This window comes from Streptomyces spinosisporus (assembly GCF_022698145.1).
In the GTDB taxonomy this organism is placed as follows: Bacteria; Actinomycetota; Actinomycetes; order Streptomycetales; family Streptomycetaceae; genus Streptomyces; species Streptomyces spinosisporus.
Window position 1 is genome coordinate 106,816 of the sequence record NZ_JALDAX010000010.1, and the last position, 26,565, is coordinate 133,380.

General features: G+C 71.1%; 26 protein-coding genes and 2 tRNA genes. 15 read left to right on the top strand and 13 right to left on the bottom strand.

Features of this window, described 5'->3' with window-relative positions:
• Positions 1–46 precede the first annotated feature (46 nt).
• Complete coding sequence (locus tag MQN93_RS25200; RefSeq protein WP_016437881.1) at positions 47–568, bottom strand: NUDIX hydrolase; 522 nt, start codon at positions 566–568, stop codon at positions 47–49.
• The gene (locus MQN93_RS25205; RefSeq protein WP_242711375.1) at positions 565–2,043 is read right to left on the bottom strand and encodes a zinc-dependent metalloprotease; all 1,479 of its coding nucleotides are present in this window, start codon (positions 2,041–2,043) and stop codon (positions 565–567) included. The genes MQN93_RS25200 and MQN93_RS25205 overlap by 4 nt, the downstream gene beginning before the upstream one ends.
• Before the next feature lie 193 nt (positions 2,044–2,236).
• Between MQN93_RS25205 and MQN93_RS25210 the strand changes: the two genes are divergently transcribed.
• The 4 genes from MQN93_RS25210 (at position 2,237) to MQN93_RS25225 (ending at position 5,500) form a co-directional block, all read left to right on the top strand.
• Positions 2,237–3,400 carry an SDR family oxidoreductase gene (locus MQN93_RS25210; protein WP_242711376.1) on the top strand — a complete coding sequence of 388 codons (1,164 nt, stop codon included), beginning with the start codon at positions 2,237–2,239 and terminating at the stop codon, positions 3,398–3,400.
• A gap of 154 nt (positions 3,401–3,554) precedes the next feature.
• Positions 3,555–4,016 carry a molybdenum cofactor biosynthesis protein MoaE gene (locus MQN93_RS25215; protein WP_016437884.1) on the top strand — a complete coding sequence of 154 codons (462 nt, stop codon included), beginning with the start codon at positions 3,555–3,557 and terminating at the stop codon, positions 4,014–4,016.
• Positions 4,017–4,184: 168 nt separating this feature from the next.
• Entirely contained in the window at positions 4,185–4,349 is a 165-nt protein-coding gene (locus MQN93_RS25220) for a hypothetical protein (RefSeq protein WP_016437885.1), read from the top strand.
• Between the two features lie 56 nt (positions 4,350–4,405).
• The gene (locus tag MQN93_RS25225; protein ID WP_016437886.1) at positions 4,406–5,500 is read left to right on the top strand and encodes a YlbL family protein; all 1,095 of its coding nucleotides are present in this window, start codon (positions 4,406–4,408) and stop codon (positions 5,498–5,500) included.
• Positions 5,501–5,545: 45 nt separating this feature from the next.
• Here MQN93_RS25225 and MQN93_RS25230 read toward each other — a convergent pair whose 3' ends face one another.
• Positions 5,546–6,088: a PPA1309 family protein gene (locus MQN93_RS25230; RefSeq protein ID WP_016437887.1), complete on the bottom strand. Its 543-nt coding sequence runs from the start codon at positions 6,086–6,088 to the stop codon at positions 5,546–5,548.
• A gap of 164 nt (positions 6,089–6,252) precedes the next feature.
• Between MQN93_RS25230 and MQN93_RS25235 the strand changes: the two genes are divergently transcribed.
• The 4 genes from MQN93_RS25235 (at position 6,253) to MQN93_RS25250 (ending at position 11,493) form a co-directional block, all read left to right on the top strand.
• A complete protein-coding gene (locus MQN93_RS25235) occupies positions 6,253–9,195 on the top strand; it encodes a UPF0182 family membrane protein (RefSeq protein ID WP_037783616.1) in 2,943 nt (980 codons plus the stop codon).
• 55 nt (positions 9,196–9,250) lie between these two features.
• Positions 9,251–9,324: transfer RNA gene (locus MQN93_RS25240), tRNA-Met, on the top strand.
• Between the two features lie 204 nt (positions 9,325–9,528).
• Positions 9,529–11,349, top strand: coding sequence for a tetratricopeptide repeat protein (locus tag MQN93_RS25245; protein WP_242711377.1), 1,821 nt, complete (start codon positions 9,529–9,531; stop codon positions 11,347–11,349).
• A gap of 70 nt (positions 11,350–11,419) precedes the next feature.
• Positions 11,420–11,493 (top strand) — tRNA-Met (locus MQN93_RS25250).
• Positions 11,494–11,543: 50 nt separating this feature from the next.
• Here MQN93_RS25250 and MQN93_RS25255 read toward each other — a convergent pair.
• From MQN93_RS25255 to hisN, 6 genes are all read right to left on the bottom strand, one after another.
• Complete coding sequence (locus MQN93_RS25255; RefSeq protein WP_242711378.1) at positions 11,544–12,686, bottom strand: ABC transporter substrate-binding protein; 1,143 nt, start codon at positions 12,684–12,686, stop codon at positions 11,544–11,546.
• Entirely contained in the window at positions 12,683–13,543 is an 861-nt protein-coding gene (locus MQN93_RS25260) for an ABC transporter permease (protein WP_016437891.1), read from the bottom strand. The genes MQN93_RS25255 and MQN93_RS25260 overlap by 4 nt, the downstream gene beginning before the upstream one ends.
• Positions 13,540–14,334, bottom strand: a complete 795-nt coding sequence (locus tag MQN93_RS25265; protein WP_016437892.1) for an ABC transporter ATP-binding protein — start codon at positions 14,332–14,334, stop codon at positions 13,540–13,542. The genes MQN93_RS25260 and MQN93_RS25265 overlap by 4 nt, the downstream gene beginning before the upstream one ends.
• Positions 14,335–14,492: 158 nt before the next feature.
• A complete protein-coding gene (locus MQN93_RS25270; RefSeq protein WP_037783619.1) occupies positions 14,493–14,912 on the bottom strand; it encodes a Fur family transcriptional regulator in 420 nt (139 codons plus the stop codon).
• Positions 14,913–15,039: 127 nt separating this feature from the next.
• Positions 15,040–15,432, bottom strand: a complete 393-nt coding sequence (locus tag MQN93_RS25275; protein WP_242711379.1) for a CBS domain-containing protein — start codon at positions 15,430–15,432, stop codon at positions 15,040–15,042.
• Between the two features lie 188 nt (positions 15,433–15,620).
• Positions 15,621–16,421, bottom strand: a complete 801-nt coding sequence (gene hisN, locus MQN93_RS25280) for a histidinol-phosphatase (protein WP_242711380.1) — start codon at positions 16,419–16,421, stop codon at positions 15,621–15,623.
• Positions 16,422–16,607: 186 nt separating this feature from the next.
• Here hisN and MQN93_RS25285 point away from each other — a divergent pair, with 186 nt between their 5' ends.
• Positions 16,608–17,216, top strand: a complete 609-nt coding sequence (locus MQN93_RS25285; protein WP_199786618.1) for a TetR/AcrR family transcriptional regulator — start codon at positions 16,608–16,610, stop codon at positions 17,214–17,216.
• Positions 17,217–17,483: 267 nt separating this feature from the next.
• On the opposite strand, the gene MQN93_RS25290 is transcribed toward MQN93_RS25285, so the two are convergent.
• The 4 genes from MQN93_RS25290 to MQN93_RS25305 all read right to left on the bottom strand — a co-directional run bounded on the left by MQN93_RS25290 (position 17,484) and on the right by MQN93_RS25305 (position 21,082).
• Complete coding sequence (locus MQN93_RS25290) at positions 17,484–17,807, bottom strand: DMT family transporter (protein WP_242711381.1); 324 nt, start codon at positions 17,805–17,807, stop codon at positions 17,484–17,486.
• 93 nt (positions 17,808–17,900) lie between these two features.
• On the bottom strand, positions 17,901–18,911 hold the full coding sequence (gene rsgA, locus MQN93_RS25295) for a ribosome small subunit-dependent GTPase A (protein WP_242711382.1): 1,011 nt from the start codon (positions 18,909–18,911) through the stop codon (positions 17,901–17,903).
• Between the two features lie 12 nt (positions 18,912–18,923).
• Positions 18,924–20,240 (bottom strand): 3-phosphoshikimate 1-carboxyvinyltransferase, encoded by a 1,317-nt coding sequence (aroA, locus tag MQN93_RS25300; RefSeq protein ID WP_242711383.1) that lies wholly within the window; start codon positions 20,238–20,240, stop codon positions 18,924–18,926.
• A 122-nt stretch (positions 20,241–20,362) separates the two neighbouring features.
• Positions 20,363–21,082 carry a M50 family metallopeptidase gene (locus MQN93_RS25305; protein WP_242711384.1) on the bottom strand — a complete coding sequence of 240 codons (720 nt, stop codon included), beginning with the start codon at positions 21,080–21,082 and terminating at the stop codon, positions 20,363–20,365.
• 50 nt (positions 21,083–21,132) lie between these two features.
• On the opposite strand from MQN93_RS25305, the gene MQN93_RS25310 reads away from it, so the two are divergent.
• The 6 genes from MQN93_RS25310 to MQN93_RS25335 all read left to right on the top strand — a co-directional run bounded on the left by MQN93_RS25310 (position 21,133) and on the right by MQN93_RS25335 (position 26,543).
• Complete coding sequence (locus MQN93_RS25310; protein ID WP_016437901.1) at positions 21,133–21,948, top strand: SOS response-associated peptidase; 816 nt, start codon at positions 21,133–21,135, stop codon at positions 21,946–21,948.
• Between the two features lies 1 nt (position 21,949).
• Positions 21,950–22,618, top strand: coding sequence for an alpha/beta hydrolase family protein (locus MQN93_RS25315; RefSeq protein WP_242711385.1), 669 nt, complete (start codon positions 21,950–21,952; stop codon positions 22,616–22,618).
• A 256-nt stretch (positions 22,619–22,874) separates the two neighbouring features.
• Positions 22,875–23,558: an RNA polymerase sigma factor SigR gene (sigR, locus tag MQN93_RS25320; RefSeq protein WP_037783621.1), complete on the top strand. Its 684-nt coding sequence runs from the start codon at positions 22,875–22,877 to the stop codon at positions 23,556–23,558.
• Positions 23,555–23,866 (top strand): mycothiol system anti-sigma-R factor, encoded by a 312-nt coding sequence (gene rsrA / locus MQN93_RS25325; protein WP_016437904.1) that lies wholly within the window; start codon positions 23,555–23,557, stop codon positions 23,864–23,866. The genes sigR and rsrA overlap by 4 nt, the downstream gene beginning before the upstream one ends.
• Before the next feature lie 131 nt (positions 23,867–23,997).
• Positions 23,998–25,308 carry an HD-GYP domain-containing protein gene (locus tag MQN93_RS25330; RefSeq protein WP_242711386.1) on the top strand — a complete coding sequence of 437 codons (1,311 nt, stop codon included), beginning with the start codon at positions 23,998–24,000 and terminating at the stop codon, positions 25,306–25,308.
• Positions 25,305–26,543: an HD-GYP domain-containing protein gene (locus MQN93_RS25335; RefSeq protein WP_242711387.1), complete on the top strand. Its 1,239-nt coding sequence runs from the start codon at positions 25,305–25,307 to the stop codon at positions 26,541–26,543. The genes MQN93_RS25330 and MQN93_RS25335 overlap by 4 nt, the downstream gene beginning before the upstream one ends.
• Positions 26,544–26,565 lie beyond the last annotated feature (22 nt).

Below are 26,565 nucleotides of genomic sequence, written 5' to 3' on the forward strand. Positions count from 1 at the left end.
GCAGTTGCGGGCGCCCCTTACACACGTCGGCATACGGGTTGGCGGTTCACAGCCGCGCCCGCGTCGCCTCCAGCAGGCGTACGACCGAGTCGTCGGCCACGTCCGCCACCTCGTCATAGCCGAACCAGCGCAGGTCGAGCGACTCGTCGCTGATCTCCTGGACGGCGCCGGGCGGGGCCAGGACGGCGTACTGCACGTCCAGATGCCAGTGACAGGGCGCCGGGATGGGATGGCGGTCCAGGCGCACCGGACCGCCCGGCAGCAGCGTCAGACCCGCGATGCCCGACTCCTCGGTGGCCTCGCGCAGGGCGGCGGCCTGCACGGACGTGTCCTCCGGCTCGCAGTGGCCGCCCATCTGCAGCCACATCTGCAGCTTCCGGTGGAGGGTCAGCAGAACGCGCTCGCGCGACGGATCGACCACCAGGGCGCTCGCCGTGATGTGTCCCGCGTGACAGGCCTTCCACAGGCCGTCCGGATGGGCCTCCAGGTGGTCCAGATAGAGCCGGCGCAGCTCCGGCTGGTCCTCGTAACCCTTCAGGACGAGGACCGCGTCGTCGTACAGGCTCACTCGGTGCCGTCGCCCTTGGTGCCGTCGCCCTTGGTGTCGTCGTCGGTCCCGTCGCTCCCGGGCTCGTCCTTCTTCAGGTTCGGCTTCTCCGCGGAGCCGCCCGCCGCCTCGCCGAGCATCTTGTCCAGCTCGGAGAAGTCCAGCTGCTCGCGGTGCACGAAGCCGTCCGGGTCGTCCAGGTCGGAGGCCGTCGGCAGCATGTCCGGGTGGGCCCACAGGGCGTCCCGGCCGTCGACCCCGCGCGCGTCCGTGAGGGACGCCCACAGACGGGAGGCGTCCCGCAGGCGGCGCGGGCGCAGCTCCAGGCCGATCAGCGTGGCGAACGTCTGCTCCGCCGGGCCGCCCGTCGCACGACGGCGGCGCAGGGTCTCGCGCAGCGCGTCCGCGGACGCCAGGCGCGGCTTCGCGGCCGCGTGCACCACCGCGTCCACCCAGCCCTCGACGAGTGCCAGAGCGGTCTCCAGACGGGCCAGGGCCGCCTTCTGCTCCGGGGTGTCCTCCGGCTGGAACATGCCCTGCTGCAGGGCGTCCTGCAGCTGCTCCGGGTTCTGCGGGTCGAACTGTCCGACCACGTCCTCCAGCTTGGCCGTGTCGACCTTGATCCCGCGCGCGTACCCGTCGACTGCGCCGAACAGGTGGGAGCGCAGCCACGGCACGTGCGCGAACAGGCGCTGGTGCGCCGCCTCGCGCAGGGCGAGGTAGAGCTGCACCTCCTCCTTCTTCACGCCCAGGTCCTTGCCGAACGCCTCGATGTTCACCGGCAGCAGCGCGGCCTTGCCGGCCGGGCCGAGCGGCAGGCCGATGTCGGTGGAGCCGACGACCTCGCCCGCGAGCACGCCGACGGCCTGCCCGATCTGCGTGCCGAACATCGCGCCCCCCATGGAGCGCATCATGCCGATCAGCGGGCCCGCCATGGCCTGCATCTCCTCGGGCAGGACGTCGCCCATCGCGGCGCCGACCCGCTCGGCGACCGGGTCGACGAGCTCCTGCCAGGCGGGCAGGGTCGCCTCGACCCACTCCGCGCGGGACCAGGCCACGGCGCTGCCCGCGCCGGACGGCAGCGACGTCGCGTCGTCGAGCCACAGGTCGGCCAGGCGGACGGCTTCCTGGACCGCATTGCGCTCGGCGGGGCCGATGCTCGAGTCCTTGGTGCCGTCGGAGGTGCCCTGGGAGACCGTCTGGCGGGCGATCTGCTTGGCCATGTCCCAGTTCACCGGACCGCCCTCGTACGAGAGCATCTGGCCGAGCTGCTGGAAGGCGGCGCCCAGGTCGTTGGGGTTCAGCGAACCGAACATCGCAGCGAGCGGATTGTCCGCGCCGGGGCCGCCGAAGCCCCCGGCGCCGGGCAGCCCGCCGAAACCGAACGGGTTGGCCGGGCCCTGACCACCACCGCTCTCCTGGTCCTTCTTCTTGCCCTCGTCGCCGTCTTCCGGCTCCTCCGGCGGAAGGCCGAATCCGAATGGGGTGTCACTCACGGGATTCCTCGGCTGGTAAGGCCGCCGGATGTCCACCGACGGCACGACTGCCCGATAACACCACCCAGCGTAGACACCGCGGGCGGTTCGGGCCTCAGTGCTTCGCCGACTGTTGGCCTGCGGCAGGATGGATGCCACCTGGTACGGACGCGTCACTCGCGTTCGTACTGAAGACAACCGCTGGAGACGCCCGGTGAGTTCCCCAGATCCGCAGGTTCGCGCAGCGCGAAACGAGTCAACCCGCCCGTCGCCCGACCACGGCCTCTCGCCGGCGCCGCTCCGCGCCGACGAGTCGATCGCGGTGCGCGGGCCCGTCGTCGCGGTGACCGGCGCCGCGTCCGGCGTCGGTGCCCTGCTCACCGAGCGGCTCGCCGCCTCGGAGGAGATCAAGCAGGTCATCGCCATCGACGAGCGGCGCGGGGAGTGCGCGGCGGCACAGTGGCACATCCTGGACGTGCGGGACCCGGCCATCGCGGACAAGCTGCGGGGCGCGGACGTCGTGGTGCATCTGGCGCTCGACCTGGATCTGGAGACCGACCCCGCCGCCCGTACGGCCTACAACGTGCGCGGTACGCAGACCGTGCTGACCGCGGCGGCGGCCGCGGGGGTCCACCGGGTCGTGCTGTGCACCTCCGCCATGGTCTACGGGGCGCTGCCGGACAACGAGCTGCCGCTGTCCGAGGACGCCGAGCTGCGCGCCACGGCCGAGGCCACCGGTGTCGGGGATCTGCTGGAGATCGAGCGGCTCGCGCGGCGCGCCCCGCGCGCGCATCCGGGGCTCAACGTCAGCGTCGTACGCCCCGGGGTGCTGGTGGGAGGCACGGACACCGCGCTGACCCGGTACTTCGAGTCGCCCCGCCTCCTTGTCGTGGCCGGTTCGCGGCCGGCCTGGCAGTTCTGCCATGTCGAGGACCTGTGCAGCGCTCTGGAGTACGCCGTCCTGGAGAAGGTCGAGGGCGAACTCGCCGTCGGGTGCGACGGCTGGCTGGAGCAGGAGGAGGTCGAGGAGCTCAGCGGGATCCGGCGGATGGAGCTGCCCTCCGCGGTGGCCCTGGGGGCGGCGGCCCGGCTGCACCGGATCGGGCTGACACCGTCCCCGGCCGGGGACCTGGCCTACACGATGTACCCCTGGGTGGTGAGCGGGAGCCGGCTGCACGAGGCGGGATGGCGGCCCCAGTGGACCAACGAGGAGGTCCTCGCGGAGCTGCTGGAGGAGGTCTCCGGTAGGCACACGGTCGCCGGACGGCGGCTGGGCCGCAAGGACGCCACGGCGGCCGGAGCCGCGGGCGCGACGGTCGCGCTGCTGGGCGCGGCAGCCGTGGTCCGACGCGCACGCAAGGCGCGCCGCCGCATCTGAGAACGGCTCACCCTGAGCGGGGTCCTCCCGAACGGGCCCCCTTGAACGGCTCCTCCCGAACAGCCCCTCCTGTAGGACACTCCAGCCCCTCACGCGCGCGTGCCGGTCGAAACGACTGTTCCGTGTTCTCCGGAGGGTGCGGCACGATGGGGGCATGGCATCCACCGACGATCACCCCGGCGAGCAGGCAGCGCCAGATCCCATCAAGCTGATCGCCGTCCGTGAGACCGCGCTCTCCCTGGACGAGGTGTTCCGGGCCGTCGGTGACGACGCGGCCGGCGGGATCGCGCTCTTCGTGGGAACCGTACGCAATCACGACGGGGGCGCCGACGTCGACCGGCTCGGCTACTCCTGCCACCCCAGCGCCGAGGCCGAGATGCGGCGGGTCGCGGAGAAGGTCGTCGCCGGATACCCGGTACGCGCGCTCGCCGCCGTGCACCGGATCGGTGACCTGGCCGTCGGGGATCTCGCGGTCGTCGTCGCCGTGTCGTGCCCGCACCGGGCCGAGGCCTTCGAGGCCTGCCGGAAGCTGATCGACGACCTGAAGCACGAAGTGCCCATCTGGAAGCACCAGACCTTCTCCGACGGCACGGAGGAGTGGGTGGGCGCCTGCTGACCCCCGGCCTGTCGGGCCCCCGGCCCGCTGACCCCCCGGCCTGATGAACCCCCTTTGCCGCCCCTCCGGTTGCGTAACCGCACCCCTGCCGTGAGCGTTGTCAGTGCGGATGGTTAATCTGCTGATCAGTCAGTTCGAGCGGTTGCTCACCGGGGTTGGGAGGTCGGCATGGGGGCACTCCTGTGGTTGCTGATTCCGCTCTTCGCCGCGATAGGCGCGGGTCTGTGGGGCAGCTGGGCCAACCGGACCCGCAAGCAGCGGGGCGACGGGCCCGAACTCACCGGGTACGCCCGTTTCCGTGAGGCCATGGAGAAGTCCGACTCCGGTACGTGACATGACAGGGGTGGGGCTGACGGTGCGCTGACAGCACCGTCCCGTACTGTCGTGGCATGCCACGCCGCACCGCGACGATGCTCGCCTCCACCCTGATGCTGATCGCGCTCCTGTGCGCGGGAGTGTTCATCCCCGTGCCGTACTCGGAGATGTCCCCGGGCCCGACGGTGAACACGCTCGGGGACCATGACGGCGAGCCCGTGCTGCAGATCTCCGGGCACAAGACGTACGCCACGAGCGGCCACCTGAACATGACCACGGTGCGGGTCACCAGCGCCGACTACCGCATGAACCTCGTCGAGGCGGTCTACGGCTGGCTCGCCCACGACAACAAGGTCGTGCCGCACGACACGCTCTACCCGGACGGCAAGACCGAGGAGCAGTCGACGCAGGAGAACGCCGAGGAGTTCAGCCAGTCCCAGGAGAGCGCCAAGGTCGCCGCCCTGAAGGAGCTCGGCATCCCGGTGAAGTCCTTCGTGATCGTCTCGACGGTGGTCAAGGACTCGCCGTCCCAGGGCAAGCTGCACGCCGGAGACGTGATCAAGGCCGTCGACGGCACGGCCGTGAAGGAGCCGACCGACGTCTCCAAGCTGGTCACCAAGCACAAGCCCGGCCAGGACGTCACGTTCACCATCGTGCCCGCCAAGGAGCAGGCCGCCGCCGAGAAGCAGAAGAAGACGGCGACCAAAACCCAGGACGTCACGATCACGACCACCACGTCCCACGACGACCTCGAGAAGCGCGCCATCGTCGGGATCTCCGCGGGCCTGGACCACACGTTCCCGTTCGACATCGACATCAAGCTCGCCGACGTCGGCGGGCCGAGCGCCGGTCTGATGTTCTCGCTCGGCCTCTACGACAAGCTCACCCCCGGCAGCCTGACCGGCGGCAGGTTCGTGGCGGGCACCGGCACGATCGACGACAACGGCAAGGTCGGCCCCATCGGCGGCATCGAGATGAAGACGGTCGGCGCGCGCAACAAGGGCGCCCGGTACTTCCTGACGCCGGCCGACAACTGTGCGGCAGCCGCCAAGGACACCCCCAGCGGGCTCACCCTGATCAAGGTGAACACCATCGACGACGCCCTCGGCGCGCTGAAGGACCTTCGCGCGGGCAGGACGTCCGACCTGCCGAAGTGCACCACCAAGTAGCCGGCCCGAACGGCCCGCCGAGCAGCCCGCCCGAGTGGGGGCCGGCTACTCCTCGAAGGTCGCCGACAGCGCCTGGGCCAGACCCGGCACCAGGTCCGCGCCCGTGAGGACCTCCGTGGGGCTGTCCTTCTCGCGCAGGCGCAGCGCCGAGTCGCGGGTGCCGTCGCGCAGGACCGCCACTGTCATGCGGACCTCCTGGCGCTCCGGGTGGTCCGCCACCCACTTCGCGAGCGCGGCCTCGTCGAGGTTCTCGGGGACCTGGGCCTCGGCGGACGGCGGCAGCATCAGCCGCTCCACCGTCAGCGCGCAGCCGGCCACCGCGTCGGGCCAGGCGATGGTGGCGAGGAACTCGTCCAGCGGCTTCCCTGCCGGGATCTCGTCCTGCTCGATCGGGGTGAGACCGCCGGTCTCCGACTCGTCCTCCAGTCCGAGCTGGGCCGCGAGCGCGGGTTCCTGGGACCGCAGCCGGGCGGTGTCGACGAGGGCGAAGAGGCGGGCGGGGCGGTCCCAGCCGAGGCCGGAGACGTACTCGTCGATCTCGAGTACGGCCCGGGTGAGCGGGTTCGCTGCCATGGGAGTGTTGGACATGGTCACAATCCTGCCTCGTTCATCGCCGGAATCGGGAACCGCGTAAACGGTGAGTAAGTTGCATAGGTGTGGGCCCACGATCACGGGGGGCCACGGCAGGTCCGTGAACACGCGGGTCTGACGGATCGACAGCGAACTTCGAGGTGCGCACCTTGGCTTTCCAGATGCCGGACCGCGGCGGAGGCCCGACGGGGCCACGGATCAGAGTGGGCCGCCCGTCCCGGCGCGTCCGGACCCTGCTCATGACACTGGGCGTCCTGGCCGTCCTCGGCATGGCGTTCACCATGTTCGCGGGCTTCTGGACCGACTGGCTCTGGTATCGCTCCGTGAAGTACTCCTCCGTCTTCACCACCACCCTGTGGACGAAGATCGGGCTGTTCTTCGTCTTCGGACTGCTGATGGCCCTGGCCGTCGGCTTCAACATCTGGCTGGCGCACCGTCTGCGTCCGCCGCTGAGCGCCATGTCGATGGAGCAGCAGAGCCTCGACCGGTATCGGATGGGCATCGCGCCGTACAAGACCTGGCTGCTGCTCGGGATCACCGCCCTGGTGGGCCTGATCGCCGGCGCCTCCGCGTCGAGCCAGTGGCGCACGTGGCTGATGTGGGTCAATGGCGTGCCCTTCCACCAGAAGGACCCCCAGTTCCACCTCGACGTCTCGTTCTACGCCTTCGACCTGCCCTGGTACCGCTTCCTGCTCGGCTTCGGCTTCGCCGCCGCGATCCTCTCCCTGATCGCCGCCGCGCTCACGCACTACCTGTACGGCGGGCTCAGGATCACCTCCCCGGGCGCGCGTGCCACCGCGTCCGCGACGGGGCATCTGTCGGTGCTGATCGGCATCTTCGTCGCCCTGAAGGCGGTCGCCTACTGGCTCGACCGGTACGGCCTCGCGGTCAAGTCGAGCGACTTCAAGGCGACGGACAACTGGACCGGCCTCAGGTACGTCGACGCGAACGCCTATCTGCCGGCGAAGACGATCCTGTTCTGCATCGCCGTCATCTGCGCACTGCTGTTCTTCGCCACTCTGTGGCGGCGCACCTGGCAGCTGCCCGTCATCGGCTTCGGCCTGATGGTGCTCTCGGCGATCCTGATCGGCGGGCTCTACCCGGCGATCGTGCAGAAGTTCCAGGTCCAGCCCAACGAGCAGGCCAAGGAAGCGCCGTACGTCCAGAAGAACCTCAAGGCGACACGTGAGGCGTACGGCATCGACGGCGCCAAGGTCACCGACTACTCGGGGACGAGCAAGACGAAGGACAAGTCCACGCTGCGCGACGACGTCGACCCGACGGCGAGCATCCGCATCCTGGACCCGAACATCGTCTCGCCCACGTTCCAGCAGCTCCAGCAGATCAGGAACTACTACGCGTTCCCGACCAACCTGGACGTCGACCGCTACAGCAAGGACGGCAAGGACCAGGACACGGTCATCGGCCTGCGCGAGCTGAACCTCAACGGCATTCCGAAGAACAACTGGATCAACGACCACTTCCGCTACACCCACGGCTACGGCGTGGTCGCCGCCAAGGGCACCGCGGCCGACGCCAACGGCCAGCCGGTCTTCACCGAGTACGACCTGCCGTCGACGGGCACCCTGGGGTCGTACGAACAGCAGGTCTACTACGGCGAGAAGACCACCACGTACTCCATCGTCGGCGGTCCCCAGAAGGAGATCGACTACTCCGACGACAGCGGTGAGAAGACCACCAGCTACAAGGGCAAGAGCGGGGTCAACCTCGCCAACCCGATCAACCGGGCCGCGTACGCGGTGGCGTTCAACGAGCCGCAGATCCTGTACTCGGGTGCGATCGGCGAAGGTTCGCGCATCCTGTACAACCGCACTCCGAAGGAGCGCGTCGAGGCGGTGGCGCCCTGGCTGACCATCGACGGGGACGCCTATCCGGCGGTGGTCAACCACCGCATTCAGTGGATCGTCGACGCGTACACGACGACGAACGGATACCCGTACGCCTCCCGTACGACCCTCGGCGACACCACGGCCGACTCACTGACCGCGACCAACAACTCGCGGGCGGTGGTGGCCCAGCAGAACCAGGTCAACTACATCCGCAACTCGGTGAAGGCGACCGTCGACGCGTACACCGGCGAGGTCAAGCTCTACCAGTGGGACACCAAGGACCCGGTGCTGAAGACCTGGATGAAGGCCTTCCCCGACACGGTGAAGCCGCGGTCCGCGATCTCCTCCGACCTGATGGCCCATCTGCGGTATCCGCAGGACCTGTTCAAGGTCCAGCGCGAGCTGCTCACGCGTTACCACGTCACCAACCCGACGACCTTCCTCAGCGGCAGTGAGGTGTGGCAGGTCCCGGACGATCCGACCAACAAGTCGGGCAACGCGGTGCCGCCGTACTACCTGAGCATGAAGATGCCCGACCAGTCGTCCCAGGCGTTCTCGCTGACGACGACGTTCACGCCCAACGGCAGGGACAACCTCAGTGCGTTCATGACGATCGACGCCGAGGCGGGCAGCAGTGACTACGGCAAGATCAGAATCCTGAAACTGCCGACGAGCACGACCGTCGACGGACCCAAACAGGTGCAGAGTCAGTTCAACTCCGAACAGGACATCGCCGAGTCCATCAAGCTGCTCAAGGGCGGCGACTCCGACATCGAGTACGGCAACCTGCTGACCGTGCCGCTCGACGGAGGACTGCTCTACGTGGAGCCGGTCTACGTACGAGGTGGTGGACTGAAATACCCACTGCTGCGCAAGGTGTTGGTCAGCTACGGCGACAAGACCGCCTTCGAGGACACCCTCGACGAGGCCCTCAACAAGGTCTTCGGAGCGGAGACTTCGACCAAGCCACCATCCGACGAGGGGACGACGAAGCCACCGGCGTCCAACAACCCGACGGTCCAGGAGGCGCTGAACGACGCCCAGAAGGCCTTCGACGCCGGCCAGGAGGCTCTGAAGAAGAACGACTGGCAGGCCTACGGTGAGGCGCAGAAGGACCTCGAGGACGCGCTCAAGCGGGCCGAGGAGGCGCAGTCCAAGGCCGATAAGGCGGCGGGCAGCGGCGGCAGCGGCAAGCCGGGCGCCAAGCCGAGCAGCAGTCCCAGTACGAAGCCGAGCGGCAGTCCGAGCGGCTAGCGCATCACTGCTGATCAACGCCTCCCCGCGTCGTGGTACGGTTGCTGCACAACGACGCGGGGTGGAGCAGCTCGGTAGCTCGCTGGGCTCATAACCCAGAGGTCGCAGGTTCAAATCCTGTCCCCGCTACGGAAATCGAAGGCCCGGATCCAGACGGATCCGGGCCTTCGTGATGTGCGAACGCATGTGCCGGTAGAAGCGACGGCCGTGCCGCCTCGGGGAGTTGGGGGAACCGTGTTTGACTTGTCTCTCTGTGGGCATGTCGACAAAACGCTGAAGTGACCTCACTGGCTGCGGTATACCAGGTGTACCCGGGTTGCAGGTGGTGCGACGATGGACGTTATGGGGGACAAGGCAACTCTGTTCGAGACAGGGCGATTTGTGCAGCCTTCCGAACCGGGAGACGCCGGGGAGGTGGCTGAGGAGGCCGTCGAGGAAGTTCGTCAGCGGCTCGCCGCCGAGGCCGGCGACGCCGAGGCGATGAGCGTCCTCGGGGCCATGCTGCTGCGCCGCGGTGATCTCGACGGAGCCGAGCCCCACCTGCGTGCTGCCACCGCCGCGGGCGACCGCGCCGCCGCCAACAACCTGGGAGTCCTGCTGCACCAGCGCGGATACGCCGACGAGGCCGCCGGATGGTGGCGGATCGCCGCCGTCGCCGGGTCCGCGGCGGCCGCGCACGCGCTGGGCCGCCACCACCGTGAGCGCGGGGACGAGCCCGCCGCCGAGTACTGGCTGCGCCAGTCCGCCGAGCAGGGGCACGCCCTGGGGGCGTACGCCCTCGCCGATCTGCTGGAGCACCGCGGGGACGCCGGGGCCGAGGCATGGATGCGCACCGCCGCCGAGCACGGGCACCGGGAGGCGGCGTACCGGCTGGCGCGTGCGATCGACCGCCGTGCGGCGCTCGAGGGCGAGGACGGGTCCGACAACGGTGTCGAACTGCTGGCCGAGGCCGAGCAGTTCTACCGGCAGGCCGCCGCGCGCGGGCATCGGCGCGCGGCGCTGCACCTCGGCGCGATCCTGGAGAAGCGCGGCGAGCTCAAGGAGGCCGGACGCTGGTATCTGACGTCCGCCAAGGACGGGGAGGCGCGGGCCGCCTGTGCGCTCGGCTTCCTGCTGCGGGACGCCGGGGACACCGAGAGCGCCGCCGTGTGGTGGCTCAGAGCCGCCCAGGACGGCGACGGCAACGCCGCCAACGCGCTCGGCGCGCTGCACGCCGAGCGCGGCGAGACGCAGACCGCGGAGCGCTGGTACCGCGCGGCGATGGACGCCGGGGACGACAACGGCGCGTACAACCTCGGGCTGCTCTGCGCCGAGCAGGGACGGACCGCGCAGGCCGAGCGGTGGTACCGGCGGGCCGCGTACGCCGGACACCGCGAGGCGGCGAACGCGCTGGCGATCCTGCTGCTGCAGGGCGGGGACACCACGGGCGCCGAGCCCTGGTTCTCCAAGGCCGCCGAGGCCGGCAGCGTGGACGCCGCGTTCAACCTCGGGATCCTGTACGCCGGCCGCGGCACGGAGGAGGACGCGCGCGCCGCACTGCGGTGCTACGAGCGCGCCGCTGCCGCCGGGCACACGGAGGCCGCGCTGCAGGTCGGCATCGCCCGGCTGCGGGACGGCGACGAGCAGGCGGCGGAGCGGCATCTGCGGTGCGCGGCAGGAGGCGGTAGCGCCGAGGCCGCGTACCGGCTGGCGACGGTGCTGGACGCCCGGCGGCCGCCCGAGCCCGCGCACGAGCTCGGGGAGCCCGCGCACGAGCGGACCGAGTGCGAGGAGTGGTACGAGCGGGCGGCCTCGCAGGGGCACCGCCGTGCCCAGGTGCGCGTCGGCATGCTGGCCGCGGCCCGCGGTGACGTCGTCGAGGCGGCCCGGTGGTACCGCGAGGCGGCCGAGGCGGGGTCCCGCAACGGCGCCTTCAACCTGGGGCTGCTGCTGGCCCGGGAGGGAAGCGAGCCCGAGGCCGCGGTGTGGTGGACCCGGGCCGCCGACGCCGGTCACGGACGGGCGGCGCTGCGGCTGGCCCTCGTCTACGCGCGTCGGGGCGAGCTGGCCGAGGGGCAGCGCTGGGCGGACCGCGCGGTGACGCTGGGCCCGGCCGAGGTGTCGCGGCGTGCCGAGCGGCTGCGGGACGCGCTGCGCCAGGAGCTGTCGGCGTGAGGCCGCGCCGAGCTGGGACAAAACCGATTTGCCTTTGCCGTCACCGCTGACGTAACGTTGCGTTCACCGACGCGGGGTGGAGCAGCTCGGTAGCTCGCTGGGCTCATAACCCAGAGGTCGCAGGTTCAAATCCTGTCCCCGCTACTGAAGGCTCAGGGCCGGAATCCGGAAACGGGTTCCGGCCCTGAGTGCGTTCACGGGACGTGTCCCACCGCCTCCTCGTACAGCGTGCGGTCCACCGTTCTCGACACCGGGACCGCGGAGCCCTGGGTGGCGCCCTGGGCGCGGTAGGCGGCCTGCAGACGGGTCGTGGTGCCCTTGCGGATCTCCCAGTCCATGCGCAGGGACGGGGTGGCCTCCAGGACGGCCTTGTCGATCTTCAGGAGCTTGGAGAGATAGGCGACGAAGGCCGCGTCCTTCTTGTAGTCCGAGACGAAGAACGTGTTCACCGTCCGGATGTACGCCCTGAGCAGGGCGACGCCCGCGTCCACGTCGTCGTGCAGCAGCGTGGGGCCGTAGAGCAGTCCGCCGAGGGGCTCCCCGGCCGGCTGGCCGCCGAGGAAGGCGTATCCGGGCTTGCCGTCGACCTTGCGCCAGACCGGGTCCAGCAGCCACGCGGAGTCGACGCCGCCGTTCTGCAGGGCCGTGAGGACGTCCGCCGAGCCCAGCTGGCGGTACTGGATCTCGTCCAGGCCGCCGTGGTGCCGCGCGAGGGCCTTCTGCATGGGGTAGGCGATCACCGAGCCCTTGCCGATCATCGTGCCCAGCGTGCGGCCGGCCATCTCGACCCGCGCCGCCGTCTCGCCCTCCTTCGTGCGCACCCACAGGCCGCTCTTCGAGCCGGGGCCCGGCGAGAAGTTCCCCGCGACCCACTTGATGTCGAAGCCGCCCTTGATGCCGTTCATGACGGCCGCCTCCGGTGCCGCCCAGAGCGCGTCGATGTCCCCTTTGGCCAGCAGCGGGAGCGCGTCCGGGGTGGGCAGCACCTTGAGGGTGACGTCCAGGCCCTCGGCCTTGAACTCGCCCTTGTCCACAGCGGCTTCGAGCGGCGCCACGTACTCCGCGCTGAGCGTCCCCGTGGCGATCGTGATCTTCCGCTTCCTGGCGAGCGGCTGCGCGGACGGCGCGAGCGGTTCGCAGCGGGCCGGGGCGCGGTCCGGCGCGAGGTCGGCAGGGTCCGTCCAGGACGACTTTCCGCAGCCCTCGACCGGGCCGATCGTGCGGGTTCCCGTCCCCGCCTTCGCCCCGGATGTGTCGGAGTACGGCGACGAACAGGCCGCCGAGGCGAGCAGCGCGGCGACGGCGACGACCGCGACGCCGCAGGTGCGCCTTGTCATGACTGTCCCCTTCCTCGGTCCTTCGGTGCCCAGGGGGTGAGCAACCGGCCTGCCAGGCGCACCAGTTCGGAGAAGAGCACGCCGAGGACGGCCACGCAGACGATGCCGACGAACATCACGTCGTTCTGGAACAGCGCGCGCGAGTCGAAGATCAGATGCCCGAGGCCGTTCGTCGCGGCGATCTGCTCCGAGGCGACGATCACCAGCACCGCCACGCCCGCCGCGATGCGGGCGCCCACCAGGACGGAGGGCAGGGAGGCGGGCAGCAGGACGTGCCGGAACATCTGCCAGGGGGAGGCGCCGAAGACCCGGCCCGCGTCGCGGTGGCCGGACGGGACGGCGATCACCGCCGACATCGTGGAGATCCACACGAAGAAGAAGACGGTGGCCGCCACCAGCGCCACCTGCGGGCCCTCGCCCAGGCCGAACATGTTCAGGAAGACGGGGAGCAGGGCCAGTTTCGGGACGACGTAGAGAGCGTCGAGGAGGGGCTCGAAGGCCGCGCGGACCAGGGGGAGCGAGCCCATCAGAAGGCCCAGCGCATAGCCCGCCGCGGTGCCGAGGGCGTAGCCGGCCAGGACACGTTTCAGCGTCGCCCACACGTCCGGCCACAGGTCGCCCGCCGCGGCCCGGTCCCAGCCGTCGGCGAGGATCGTGGACGGGGCCGGGTAGACGCGGTCGTCGATCCAGCCCTGAGTGGCGGCGAGTTGCCACAGCAGGAGCAGGGCGAGGGGCACGGCCGCCGCCAGCGACAGCTCCAGGGCTCTTCTGCGGCGGTGGGTGCGCACGGGGTCGAGTTCCTCCGGGCCCGGGCGGCGGACCAGGACCGCATCCCTGCGCGGGGTGATCGTCGTCATGCCGGTGCCGCCTCCTTCCGCAGCAAGTCCCACAACTCGCTCCTGAGGGACGTGAATTCGGGGGTGGTGCGGATGTCGCCGGTGCGTGGACGCGGGAACGGCGGGACGCGTTCGGCGATGATCCGGCCCGGCCGTGCGGACATCACCAGCACGCGGTCGCCAAGGACGATCGCCTCCTCCAGGCTGTGGGTGATGAACAGCGTGGTGGTGCGGGTGGACTGGGTGAGCTCCAGCAGCTCGTCCTGGAGGATCGTGCGCAGTTGCGCGTCGAGGGCCGCGAACGGCTCGTCCATCAGCAGCAGTTCGGGTTCCACGGCGAGCGCGCGGGCGATCGCGACCCGCTGGCGCATGCCGCCGGAGAGGGTCGCAGGATAGGCGTCGGCGAAGTCGGCGAGGCCCATGCGGGCCAGCCAGGTGTCGGCGCGCGCGTTCGCCTCGCGACGCGGGACGCGCTGGATGTCCAGCCCGAAGCGGACGTTGGCGCGCACCGACTTCCAGTCGTAGATGCCGTAGTCCTGGAAGATCATGGCGGCCGGGCGGGCCGTGCGGCGGCGTCGCGCGTCGGGTCGCGGCTCGGAGCGGATCTCCAGCAGGCCGGTGCTGGGGCGGAGCAGGCCCGCGGCGATGCGCAGGAGCGTCGACTTGCCGCAGCCCGAGGGGCCGACGAGGCAGACGAACTCGCCGGGGGCGACGGTGAGATCGAGCGGGCCGAGGGCGTCGACGGCGCGGGGCGGACGGCCGAAGGTGCGGGTCAGATCGGTGGCGTGGAGTTTGGGGTGCGGGTCTCCCACGGTTGCTCCTTGCGGAGTTCGGTACGGAGCGGGGGGTGCCGCACGACGATATGACGGCCCGTCAGATTCAGGAAGCCTGTAGGCAGCACAAAGCCGAAGCCCTGAGGCAGCGCAAAGCCCCGGCGCCTCGAGAGGGGCCGGGGCTTCGGTGAAGGCTGCTAGGCGGCGGCCGCGCAGTCCGGGCAGAGGCCGCGGTAGGTCACCTCGACGTCCGAGACCGTGAAGCCGAAGCGCTCCGAGTCGGGGAGGTCGGCGAGCGGGTTGCCGCTCGGGTGGACGTCGCGGATCGCGCCGCAGCGGGCGCAGACCAGGTGGTGGTGCGGCCGGTGCGCGTTCGGGTCGTACCGCTTGGCGCGCTTGTCGGTGGCGACCTCGAGCACCTCGCCGAGGGAGACCAGCTCGCCCAGCGTGTTGTAGACGGTCGCCCGGGAGATCTCGGGCAGCTTGGCGACGGCCCGGGTGTGGACCTCGTCGGCCGTCAGATGGACGTGATCGCCGTCGAGAACCTCGGCCACGACGCGCCGCTGCGCGGTCATCCGCCATCCGCGTCCGCGCAGCCGTTCCAGTAGGTCGCTCATGCGGTCCAGCGTAACAGTCGGTGGACCACTTTCCGAATGGGTGTGACTTTGGATCTCAGCTTGACTTGGACTCGATCTAAGTGAGGGTGGGCCGGGCCTCGGGCCCTCCGGTCCGGCCCACCGGTGGTCAGGCGGGCACGTGCAGTCGCTGCGGCGCCCAGCAGCGGATGATGTCGCGGACGGAGACGATTCCGGCGGGCTCGCCGCGGTCGAGGACGATGAGATGGCGGAATCCGCCGTGGGTCATCGCATTGGCGGCCTCCTCCAGCGTCCAGGTCGGTGCGGCGAAGACGACGTCGGTGGTGGTGTGTGCGTGGGCGCGTTCGGAATTCGGGTCCTGGCCGAGGCCGATGGCGTTGAGGACGTCGCGTTCGGTGAGGATGCCGATGCCGCCGGCGTCGGGATCGAGGACCACGGCCGCGCCCACCCGTCGGGCGGACATCAGGGCGGCGGCCTGGCGGAGTGTGTGGTCGGGGCCGATGGTGAGGACCACCGTGCTCATGGCGTCGCGAACGAGCATGGACTGGAGCCACCTCCTAGGGAACTCCCGGTGACTGACGGACCCCGGTCTTGTTGGTCCCGGAGTCCGTTAGTTCAGGAATTCACAAGTTCACAAGTGGGGGGACTCTCAGAGTCGCAGGTAAAGCGCGGGTCAACAAGAGGGCGCGTGCGGCCATTTCGGGGCGTGCGGGGGACGCCCCGTGCTGCTCAGTACCGCTCGTTGAGGTACCCCAGGAACTCGTCGTGCAGCACGCCGTTCGACGCGGCCGCGTTGCCGCTGTGCGGGCCCGGGCGGCCGTCGAGGCCGGTGAAGGTGCCGCCCGCCTCGGTGACGACGATCGCGTTGGCGGCCATGTCCCACAGGGAGAGTTCCGGTTCGGCGCAGATGTCGACCGAGCCCTCGGCGACCATCATGTAGGGCCAGAAGTCGCCGTACGCGCGCGTGCGCCACACCTCGCGGGACAGGTCCAGGAAGCCGTTCAGCCGGCCCTGCTCCTCCCAGCCGGTCAGGGAGGAGTACGCGAACGAGGCGTCCGACAGCTTCGAGACGCGTGAGACATGCAGCCGGGAGGCCGAGGAGAGGCTGCGGCCGGAGAACGCGCCGTGCCCCTTCGCGGCCCACCAGCGGCGGCCCAGCGCCGGGGCGGAGACGACACCGACGACGGGCTGGTAGCCGCCCTCCGACGCCTCCATCAGGGAGATCAGCGTGGCCCACACCGGGACGCCGCGCACATAGTTCTTGGTGCCGTCGATCGGGTCGACCACCCAGCGGCGCGGACCGGTGCCCTCGAGGCCGAACTCCTCCCCGAGCACCGCATCGCGTGGTCGGGCCCGCTGGAGCTGGCCGCGGATGAGTTCTTCCGCCGCCTTGTCCGCCTCGCTCACCGGGGTCATGTCCGGCTTGGTCTCGACCTTGAGGTCGAGTGCCTTGAAGCGGTCCATGGTGGTCGCGTCGGCGGCGTCCGCGAGGACGTGGGCAAAGCGAAGGTCGTCCAGGTAGTCCGGCATGGAACGAACGCTATCCACCGAGATCGGGACGGGGCCAGCGGGCCCCGCTTACGGTTTGGCGGCACATCCGCCGCGCAGCCGCGGCACACGACGGCGCAAGGGCGCCCCGCAGTGCGCTCGCGAACCCTTGACAGTGCCCCCATGCGCGTCAAATCTGGGCGCAGAGCCGCTCGCCCCAGGGAGGCGATGATGCCTGCAGCGCGGGAATCCCTACTGGACGCCGCGTACACGGCGCTCGCGCGCCGACCGTGGTCGGCCGTGCGGATGGTCGATGTGGCCGCGGTGGCCGGAGTGTCCCGGCAGACCCTCTACAACGAGTTCGGCAGCAAGGAGGGCCTGGCCCGGGCCCTGGTGAGAAGGGAGGCGGACGCGTATCTCGCCGGGGTCGAGCGGGCGCTGACCACCCACAGCGACGCCCGGGAACGGCTGACCGCGACCGCCGAGTGGACCGCGTCCACCGCCCGCGACAACGCACTGGTACGGGCCATGCTGACCGGCTGCTGGAGCGAGCGCCTGCCCTCGCCGACGCTGTCCGCCGTGCCGTCCTCCTCGGCGGTGCCAGCGCAGCGGCGGGCGGACGGCCCGCTGCCCTCGCCGGGCGACTTCGTGGCGATGGTCCGCGACCGGGCCGTGGCCGTGCTGTCGGGCCCCGGGGCGCTCAAGTCGGACACCGCGGACCTGGCCCGCTCCTGCGAACTGGTGGTGCGGATCGCACTGTCCTGCGTGGCGGCCCCGCCGGGGGAGGGCGGCGTGGCGGACCTGGTACGCACGGCATTACCGCGACAGGCGGTGTGACGGGCGTCGGGCCTGCGGCCAGGGTCTGTCTTTCGGATCGGGTCGGCTGAAGGGAACGGCGCGTCCTGGCCGACCCGAGCGGGGTCTGGTGCGTGCGGCTGCAAGGCGGAGGGGGGCGTCGACGCGATGGGGTCCCCCCGGGTCGAGCGGAGTCGTGGGGGAGTCGGCAATCGACGACAACGCCGCTGGGGGCACCCCCACGCCCTTCAGGCAGTGGGGGAGCGCGTGCCAGGGCCCGCGACGCCGAGATGATCCGAAAGACAGGCCCTAGTGGGCCGAGCCCGACAGTTGCAGGCCGATCACGCCCACGATCACCAGGCTGATCGAGACGAGCTTGAGGGCGGAGACCAGGTCGCCGAGGAAGACCATGCCGTAGACCGCGGTGCCCGCGGCGCCGATGCCGGTCCACACCGCGTACGCGGGGCCGACGTCGAGCTTGCGCAGGGACAGGGTCAGCAGGCCGAAGCTGCCGAGCGCGAATATGCAGAACGCGATCGTGGGCCAGAGCCGTGTGAAGCCGTGCGAGAGCTTCAGACACACGGCGAAACCGGTCTCGAGCAACCCGGCCACCACCACCAGCAGCCACGCCATGTGCTGTCCTCCCGTAGGTCCGGCTGGGTGCGATTATGCACTTACCGGACCCGCGTGCACACAAACAACGCGGTGGTCACACGGGTCCTGGGGTCAGTCGCCCTCCGTGCGCTCCCGGGTCGCCAGCAGCCGCCGCAGCGAATACAGCCGGGCCGGGTCGGCATGGCCCTCGGCCACCCACTCGTCCAGCGCGCAGTCCGGCTCGTCGTGGCTGCAGGCGCGCGGGCAGTTCGCCGTGCCCGGTTCGAGGTCCGGGAAGGCGTGGATGACCCGGGACGGGTCGATGTGGGCGAGGCCGAAGGAGCGGATGCCCGGGGTGTCGATCACCCATCCCTCGTCGTCGGACAGGGGCAGGGCGAGCGCCGAGGTCGTGGTGTGCCGGCCGCGGCCCGTCACCGCGTTCACATGCCCCGTCACACGGCGGCGCTCCTGAGGCACCAGCGCGTTGACCAGCGTCGTCTTGCCGACACCGGAGTGGCCGACGAACGCGGTGACCCGGCCGCGCAACTGCTCGCGCACCCGGACCGAGGCGTCGCCGTTCTGCAACTCCTCGCGGCTGGTGACGACATGGGGGATGTCGAGGTCGCCGTAGAGCTCCAAAAGCTTGTCCGGCGGGGCGAGATCCGACTTGGTCATGACCAGCAGGGGGGTCAGGCCGCCGTCGTAGGCCGCGACCAGGGCGCGGTCGATCAGCCGCGGGCGCGGCTCCGGGTCGGCGAGGGCGGTGACGATGGCGAGCTGGTCGGCGTTGGCGACGACCACGCGCTCGTAGGGATCGTCGTCGTCGGCCGTGCGGCGCAGCACCGAGGTGCGCGGCTCGATGCGGACGATGCGCGCGAGGGTGTCCTTCTTGCCGGACAGGTCGCCGACGAGGGCCACCCGGTCGCCGACCACCGCCGCCTTGCGGCCGAGCTCCCGGGCCTTCATCGCCATCACGATCCGGCCGTCGACCAGACAGGTCAGCCGGCCCCGGTCGACGGTGAGGACCATGCCCTCGGCAGCGTCCTCGTGGGCGGGACGGATGTGCGTACGGGGCCGGGTGCCCTTGCGGTTGGGACGGCTGCGGATGTCGTCCTCGTCGGTGTGCTTGCCGTAGCGGCGCATGTCCCTACGTCCCTACGCCCCGAGCATCCCGGTCCACATGTCGGGGAAGTCCGGCAGGGTCTTCGCCGTCGTCGCCACGTTCTCGATCTGCACGCCCTCGACCGCGAGGCCGATGATCGCGCCGGCCGTCGCCATGCGGTGGTCCTCGTAGGTGTGGAAGATCCCGCCGTGCAGCCGGCGCGGGCGGATGTGCAGGCCGTCGGCGGTCTCGGTGACATCGCCGCCGAGTTCGTTGATCTCCTTGGTGAGCGCGGCCAGCCGGTCCGTCTCGTGCAGCCGCAGATGGGCCACGCCCCGCAGGGTGGAGGGGGAGTCCGCGAGGGCCGCGACCGCCGCGATGCCCGGGGTCAGCTCGCCCACCTCGCCCAGGTCCACGTCGATCCCGTGCACGGCACCCGAACCGGTGAACTCCAGCCCGTACTCGGTGAGTTCGCAGGAACCGCCCATTTCGGTGAAGATCTCCCGCAGTTTGTCGCCGGGCTGCGTGGTGCGGGCCGGCCAGTCGGGGATCACGACCTTGCCGCCGGTCACCAGTGCGGCGGCCAGGAAGGGCTGGGCGTTGGACAGGTCGGGCTCGATGACCAGGTCCCGGCCGAGCAGCGCGCCCGGCGTCACCCGCCACACGTTCGGCTCGCCGCCCGCCTCCGGGGTGTCCACCTGGGCGCCGACCGCGCGCAGCATGTCGACGGTCATGCGGATGTGCGGGAGGGAGGGCAGCGAGGAGCCGGTGTGCCGGACCTCCACACCCTGGTTGAAGCGCGGGCCGGAGAGGAGGAGAGCGGACACGAACTGCGACGAGGACGAGGCGTCGATCTCCACCGGACCACCGTCCAGGGCGCCCCCGCCGTGCACGGTGAGCGGCAGCGCGTCACGGCCGTCGTCGTCGATCCGGGCGCCGAGCACGCGCAGGGCGTCGATGACTCCGTGCAAGGGGCGCTCGTACGACCTCGGATCGCCGTCGAAGCGGACCGGGCCGTCGGCGAGCGCGGCGACCGGCGGCAGGAAGCGCATCACCGTGCCGGCGTTGCCGACGTCGACCGTGGCCGGGCCGTGCAGGCCGGTGGGCAGCACACGCCAGGTCTCTCCCGTGCCGTCCGGGCCCACGCCCTCGACGATGTCGACGCCCATCGCGCGCAGGGCGCCGGCCATCAGCAGGGTGTCGCGGGAGCGCAGCGGGCGGCGCAGCCAGCCGGGTTCGCTGGCCAGGGCGGCGAGGACGAGGGCGCGGTTGGTGACGGACTTGGACCCCGGTACGTGGACCGTCGCGTCGACGGCTCCGCTCGCTACGGGGGCGGGCCAGAGGGCGGTGGGTGCGTCTTGTGGGGCCATGGGCCCCACTTTATAAGGAGGGGGTCGTTTGGCTGCGGCGCCGTCGTGGCTGGTCGCGCCCCGCGGCGGAGCCGCTGATGTCACAGCCCCGCGCCCCTGTGATGCGCCCCTTCGGGGCTGCATCACACCTCCAGCAGCCAGCGTCCCCCACCGATCAGCGAGCACAGACTCACCGCGTGAAACAGGAACAACCACAAGCCCGCCGGTACATGCGTCAGACGTGACAGTTGGTCCGCGTCCGAATCACCCGCGCCCCCGCGGCGGCGCTTCCCCTGGAGTTCGAAGGCCGGGCGTACGCCCCCCACCAGCAGGAACCACACCACCGCGTACGCGAACGCCGCCTGTACCTGCGGTCCCGCCAGCCAGGACACGAGAAGGAACGTGCCGCCGGTCAGGACCACCGTCACGGCGCCGTACGCGTTGCGGATCATCACGAGCATCGCTATGAGCAGGGCCGTCGCCACCCACAGCAGGAGGGTGATGTGGCCGGCGGCGAGCAGGGCGGCGCCGCCGAGGCCGAGCAGTGGGGGAGCGGTGTAGCCGGCAGCCGCGGTGAGGATCATGCCGAGGCCGTGCGGCTTGCCGCGGCTGACGGTGAGGCCGCTGGTGTCCGAGTGCAGGCGTATGCCCGTGAGCTGGCGGCCGGTGAGCAGCGCCGTCAGACCGTGGCCGCCCTCGTGCGCGATGGTGATGGCGTTGCGCGAGAGGCGCCACACGCCGTGCGGGACGGTCACGGCGACCGCGGCGACCAGGGTCGCGATCACCACCCACAGGTCGGGGTCGGGCTGGGTGCCGAAGACCCGGTCCCAGAGGGAGGTGAGTGAGGAGGCGGTGCTGTCCATCGGTGGCTTTGGCTCCCGTAAGGCTCGGCGGATCTGGCAGTGTGGCACGTATGTGCGGACGGTATGCAGCGAGTCGTGGGCCAGAGGATCTCGCAGGAATCTTTGAGATCGAGAAGTGGGAGCCGGAGGAGACTCTGGCGCCCGACTACAACGTGGCCCCCACCAAGGAGGTCTACGCCGTTCTCGACCGCCCTCTTAAGGACGTGGAGGACCCGCGGCCGGTTCGCCAGCTCCGCACGCTCAAGTGGGGACTCGTGCCGAGCTGGTCGAAGACGCCCGAGGGCGCCGCCCGGATGATCAACGCCCGTGCGGAGACGCTCCACGAGAAGCCGTCGTACAAGCGGGCCTTCTCCTCCCGCCGCTGCATCATCCCGGCCGACGGCTACTACGAGTGGGTCACCGGCAAGCAGGAGCGCGAACTGGAGGTCGACGGCAAGAAGAAGCGGCCGCGCAAGCAGCCCTACTTCGTGCTGCCCGCCGACGGCTCGGTCTTCGCGATGGCCGGTCTGTACGAGTTCTGGCGGGACAAGACGCTGCCCGACGACCACCCGCAGGCCTGGTGGGTGACCTGCTCCGTGATCACCACGGAGGCCGAGACCGGCCCGCTGGCCGTGTCCCCCGCCGAGGGACCGCACTCCCTGTCCGAGATCCATCCGCGGATGCCGCTGATGCTCACCCCGGACCGCTGGGACGCCTGGCTCGACCCCTCCCGCACCGACCTCGACGACCTGCGCGCACTGCTCGCGCCGCCGCCCGAGGGCCTGATGCGCGCCTACCCGGTCTCCACCGCCGTCAGCAACGTCCGCAACAACGGCCCGGAGCTGCTCAAGGAGCTGGAAGGGCCCGAAGAGGGCACACTTTTCTGACGTGACGACTTCTGACGCAGCCACTTCTGACGCGACGACCGGGACCGTCGAAACGATCGCGACGGACGCCGGCGAGGCGCGCATCACCTGGCACCCGGCCGAGCGGGCACGGCTCGTGCTGGCCCTGAGCCACGGCGCGGGCGGCGGCATCGAGGCCCGGGACCTGCAGGCGCTGGCCGCCGTCCTGCCCGGGCATGGTGTGACCGTCGCCCTGGTGGAGCAGCCCTGGCGGGTGGCCGGCAAGAAGGTGGCCTCGCCGCCCAGGACCCTGGACACCGGCTGGCGCGGCATCTGGCCCGCGCTGACCGGGCCGGGACTGCCGGTGGTCTCCGGCGGCCGCAGCGCCGGCGCCCGCGTCGCCTGCCGTACGGCGTCCGAACTCGGCGCACACGCCGTCCTCGCCCTGAGCTTCCCGCTCCACCCGCCGGGCCGGCCGGAGAAGTCCCGGGCCGGGGAACTGCTCGGATCGGGGGTGCCCACCCTGGTCGTACAGGGCGGCAACGACCCCTTCGGCAGGCCGGAGGAGTTTCCCGACGGAACGTACGAGCTGGTCGAGGTGGCGTACGGCGATCACGGCTTCGCCGTGCCGAAGAAGGCGGACATCTCCCAGGAGCAGGCCGTGGCGATCATCACGGACGCGGTGGTGAAGTGGACCGGGTCGCTGGGGTGAGGCCCGGGAATGTTGCGGCGGCGCCCTCTGTTGAAGGAGCCAGAAGTGCTGGTCGACCAGCACCGATGTCGTAGGAGAGGAAGTCCGCCGCATGGGTTCGACCATCTGCCCGAGCCGTGAGCGCAGCGCTGACCTGGACTGGACGGTGCTGACTGCGGCCAAGACCACCCCAATTCGAGGGGCGGCGGGGACGGGTCGTCGTCTATCCTCCGATTCTGGTGGGACCGGTTTCGGCTCCGCCCGGAATCTTGAGGAGGTGGGTCCGGTCACTGGGACCGACGCAGGGACCGACAACGGCCAGGCGGAGCAGCCCGAGGGCCAGGGCATCAGCGCGGAGTCGACCACGGAGCGCAGCGCGCGCTTCGAGCGGGACGCGCTCGAATTCCTCGACCAGATGTACTCGGCCGCGCTGCGTATGACGCGCAACCCGGCCGACGCGGAGGACCTGGTGCAGGAGACGTACGCGAAGGCGTACGCGTCCTTCCACCAGTTCCGTGAAGGCACCAACCTCAAGGCGTGGCTGTACCGCATCCTGACCAACACCTTCATCAACTCGTACCGCAAGAAGCAGCGCGAACCCCAGCGCTCGGCGGCCGAGGAGATCGAGGACTGGCAGCTCGCGCGCGCCGAGTCGCACATGTCGACCGGTCTGCGCTCCGCCGAGTCGCAGGCGCTCGACCACCTTCCGGACTCGGACGTGAAGGCCGCGCTCCAGGCGATCCCCGAGGAATTCCGCATCGCCGTCTACCTCGCTGACGTAGAGGGCTTTGCCTACAAGGAGATCGCGGACATCATGGGGACACCCATCGGTACGGTGATGTCCCGGCTGCACCGGGGCCGCCGTCAACTGCGCGGCATGCTCGAGGACTACGCCCGTGAGCGCGGGCTGGTCCCGGCCGGCGCCGGAGAGTCGAACGAAGCGAAAGGCTCGGGCTCATGAGCTGCGGAGAGCCGCACGAGACGGACTGCAGCGAGGTTCTCGATCATCTCTACGAGTTCCTCGACAGCGAGATGCCGGAAGTCGATCGCGACAAGTTCAAGCAGCACTTCCAGGAGTGCTCGCCGTGTCTGGAGAAGTACGGCCTGGAGCAGGCCGTGAAGAAGCTCGTCAAGCGGTGCTGCGGACATGACGACGTGCCGACGGACCTGCGGTCCAAGGTCATGGGGCGGATCGAGCTGATCCGCTCCGGCCAGAGCGTCCCCGAGCACGACGTCACCGCCTCCCCGGCGAGCCCGCAGGAGTCCTGACCCCTTCAGGCCCTCGCTCGGGACGGGCCGGCGTCACTCGAACGTGCTAATCCACGGCTCATACGCCGACGCGGCCCCCTCGAGCCCCCCTACGCTCCTCAGCCTGAGCAGCATCGGCCGGGAGGGGCGTGATGGAGGCGGTTCCGCGACGGGCACGTGCGTACGTCGCCTGTACGGTCCTCGGCGCTCTGTTCTGTCTGCTTCCGCTGCCGGCCACGCGTGTCTCCTGGTCGGCCGTCGCCCTGCTGGCCCTGGTGTACGCCGCCTGTGAGCAGGCGGCCGCCCGATGGCGCGTTGCCGGAACGTTCTACCCGGTCCTGCTCGCCGGTGCCTTTCTCCTTCCGCCGTCCGCCGCCGCCCTGGTCGCACTGCCGGGCGCGCTGCTCTCCCGCGCCGACCAGCGGCCGCGGCTGCCGCGCCGGGGCCGGCGGGCCGCCCAGCTGGTCCTCGGCGTGTGGGCCGCGAGCGCGGTGCACGGGGCGCTCGGCGGGCGGGACGCGGTGGTGGCCTCCGACTTCCCGTACGCGCTGGCGCCCGCGGGCGCCGCCGTACTGGCCTTCTGCCTGGTGCTGACCGCCCTGGACGGCGGACTGCGAGTGCTGACCGAGCATGTGCCGCTGCGCCGCGCCTGGCGCGGCCTGTTCGTACGCTCCCTGGCGCCGGTGGCCGTGCACGGTCTCGCCGGGCTGATGATGGCCGTCCTGTGGCGCAGCCCCTACGGCCCCGTCGCCGCGCTGCTCGTGCTGCTGCCGATGTGCGTGTCCTGGTGGGCCTTCGCGCAGTACCACCGCGAGCGCGCCGCCCACCAGGCGACGATCCGCGCACTGGTGCAGGCCGTCGACATCAAGGACGGCTACACCCGCGGCCACAGCGAACGGGTCGGCCAGGCCTCGATGATGATCGCGCGTGAACTCGGCATGGACGACGAGCGCGTCGAGGTGCTGCGGTTCGCCGGCATCCTGCACGACGTGGGCAAACTCGGCGTCCCCACACGGCTGTTGCGCAAGGACGGCCCGCTCACCCCCGAGGAGCGGCGGGTCATCGAGCTGCATCCCGAGTACGGCCACGAGATGGTGCGGGGCATCGGTTTCCTGGGCGAGGCCCGGGCCGCCGTACTGCACCATCACGAGCGGCTGGACGGCAGCGGCTATCCGTACGGGCTGGTGGGGACCCAGATCCCGGAGTCGGCGCGGGTGGTGGCCGTGGCCGACGCCTTCGACGCGATGACGTCCACGCGCTCCTACCGCCGGGCCCGGCCCGTCCCCGTCGCCCTGCAGGAGCTGGAGCGGTGCGCGGGCTCGCAGTTCGACCCGCGGATGGTCACGGCACTGGTGCGGGCGCTCGTCCGCGACGGCTGGCATCCGGCGGTCACCGCCCAGGAGGAGCCCCGCGTCCCGGCACCGCCCGCGCCCGTCGCCGCCCCCGCGCGAGCCCACCCATGAGCGCCCGTCCGCTCACGGTCCTCATCCACACCTGTGCCGCCCTCCTGGCCGCGAGCTGCCTCGCCGCCACCTGCCGTACCGGCCTGGAGGAGCGCTCCACCGCGCTCGCCTTCGGCGTGCTCGTCACCGTCGGCGAGCTCTCCCGGTGGACCGGCGCCCGGGTCCGCGAGGCCGCACCCCTCGCGGCCGCCGGGGCGCTGTCGTACGCGCTGCTCGGGGAGGACGCCGGACAGGCCACGCACCACGGCGCCCCCCAGGCCGTCGCCGTCGTCCTCGCCGCGGCCCTGCTCGGCAGCGTGCCGCACCTCGCGCGCGGACATGGACCCGAACTCGACCACCTCGCACGGCGCGTGCTCACCGTCGGATTCGCCGCCGTCTGCTTCCAACCGCTGTACAGCCGGGGGGTGTTCGACGCCTGGCACGGGGCCGCCTACGCGCTCCTGCTGCTGGCGCTGCTCGCCCTCACCGCACTGTGCGACGCCGTGCTCGCCGCGGCCCTCGCGCACTCCCGGACCCGCTGGCCCTTCGGCCCGCTGCTGCGGGACGAGTTGCACGCCCTGCTCGGCATCGGCTCGGCCGTGTGCGCCACCGGCGCCGTGATGGCGCTCGCGGTCGCCGTCGTGGGGTTGTGGGCGCTGCCCGTCTTCTCGCTGCCGCTGCTGCTCACCCAGCTGTCCTTCCGCCGCTACGCCGCCGTGCGCACCACCTACCGGCAGACCATCGCCTCCCTCGCCCGCGCCACCGAGATCGCCGGGTACACCCCCGCCGGACACGCCCTGCGCGTGGCCTCCCTGTGCCGGGCCGTGGGGCGCGACCTCGGGCTGACCCGGCCCGAGCTGAGCGTGCTGGAGCACGCGGCCCTGATGCACGACATCGGCCAGCTCAGCCTGGTCGACCCGGTGCCCGCCGGTGCCACCGCGGTGCTGCCCACGGCCGAGCAGCGCCGGATCGCCCTGCTCGGCGGGGCCGTCGTGCGGCAGACCGGCGTCGACTCCGCGGTCGCCGTGGTCGTCGAGCGGCAGGCCGACCCCTACCGGGAGCAGCCGGTCGCCGCGCGGATCGTACGGGCCGTCAACGCCTACGTGGAGAAGGCCCGCGACGCCGGTCCGGGCGGCCCCCTCACGGCACTGGAGGAGCTGCGGCTGGCGACGGCCGAGCAGTACGCGCCCGACGTGGTGGAATCGCTGGCCCGGGTCCTGGCACGAGACAGTCTGACCTTGCCCGCGGCTGGGTAACCCATGGGTAATGAGCGGCCTT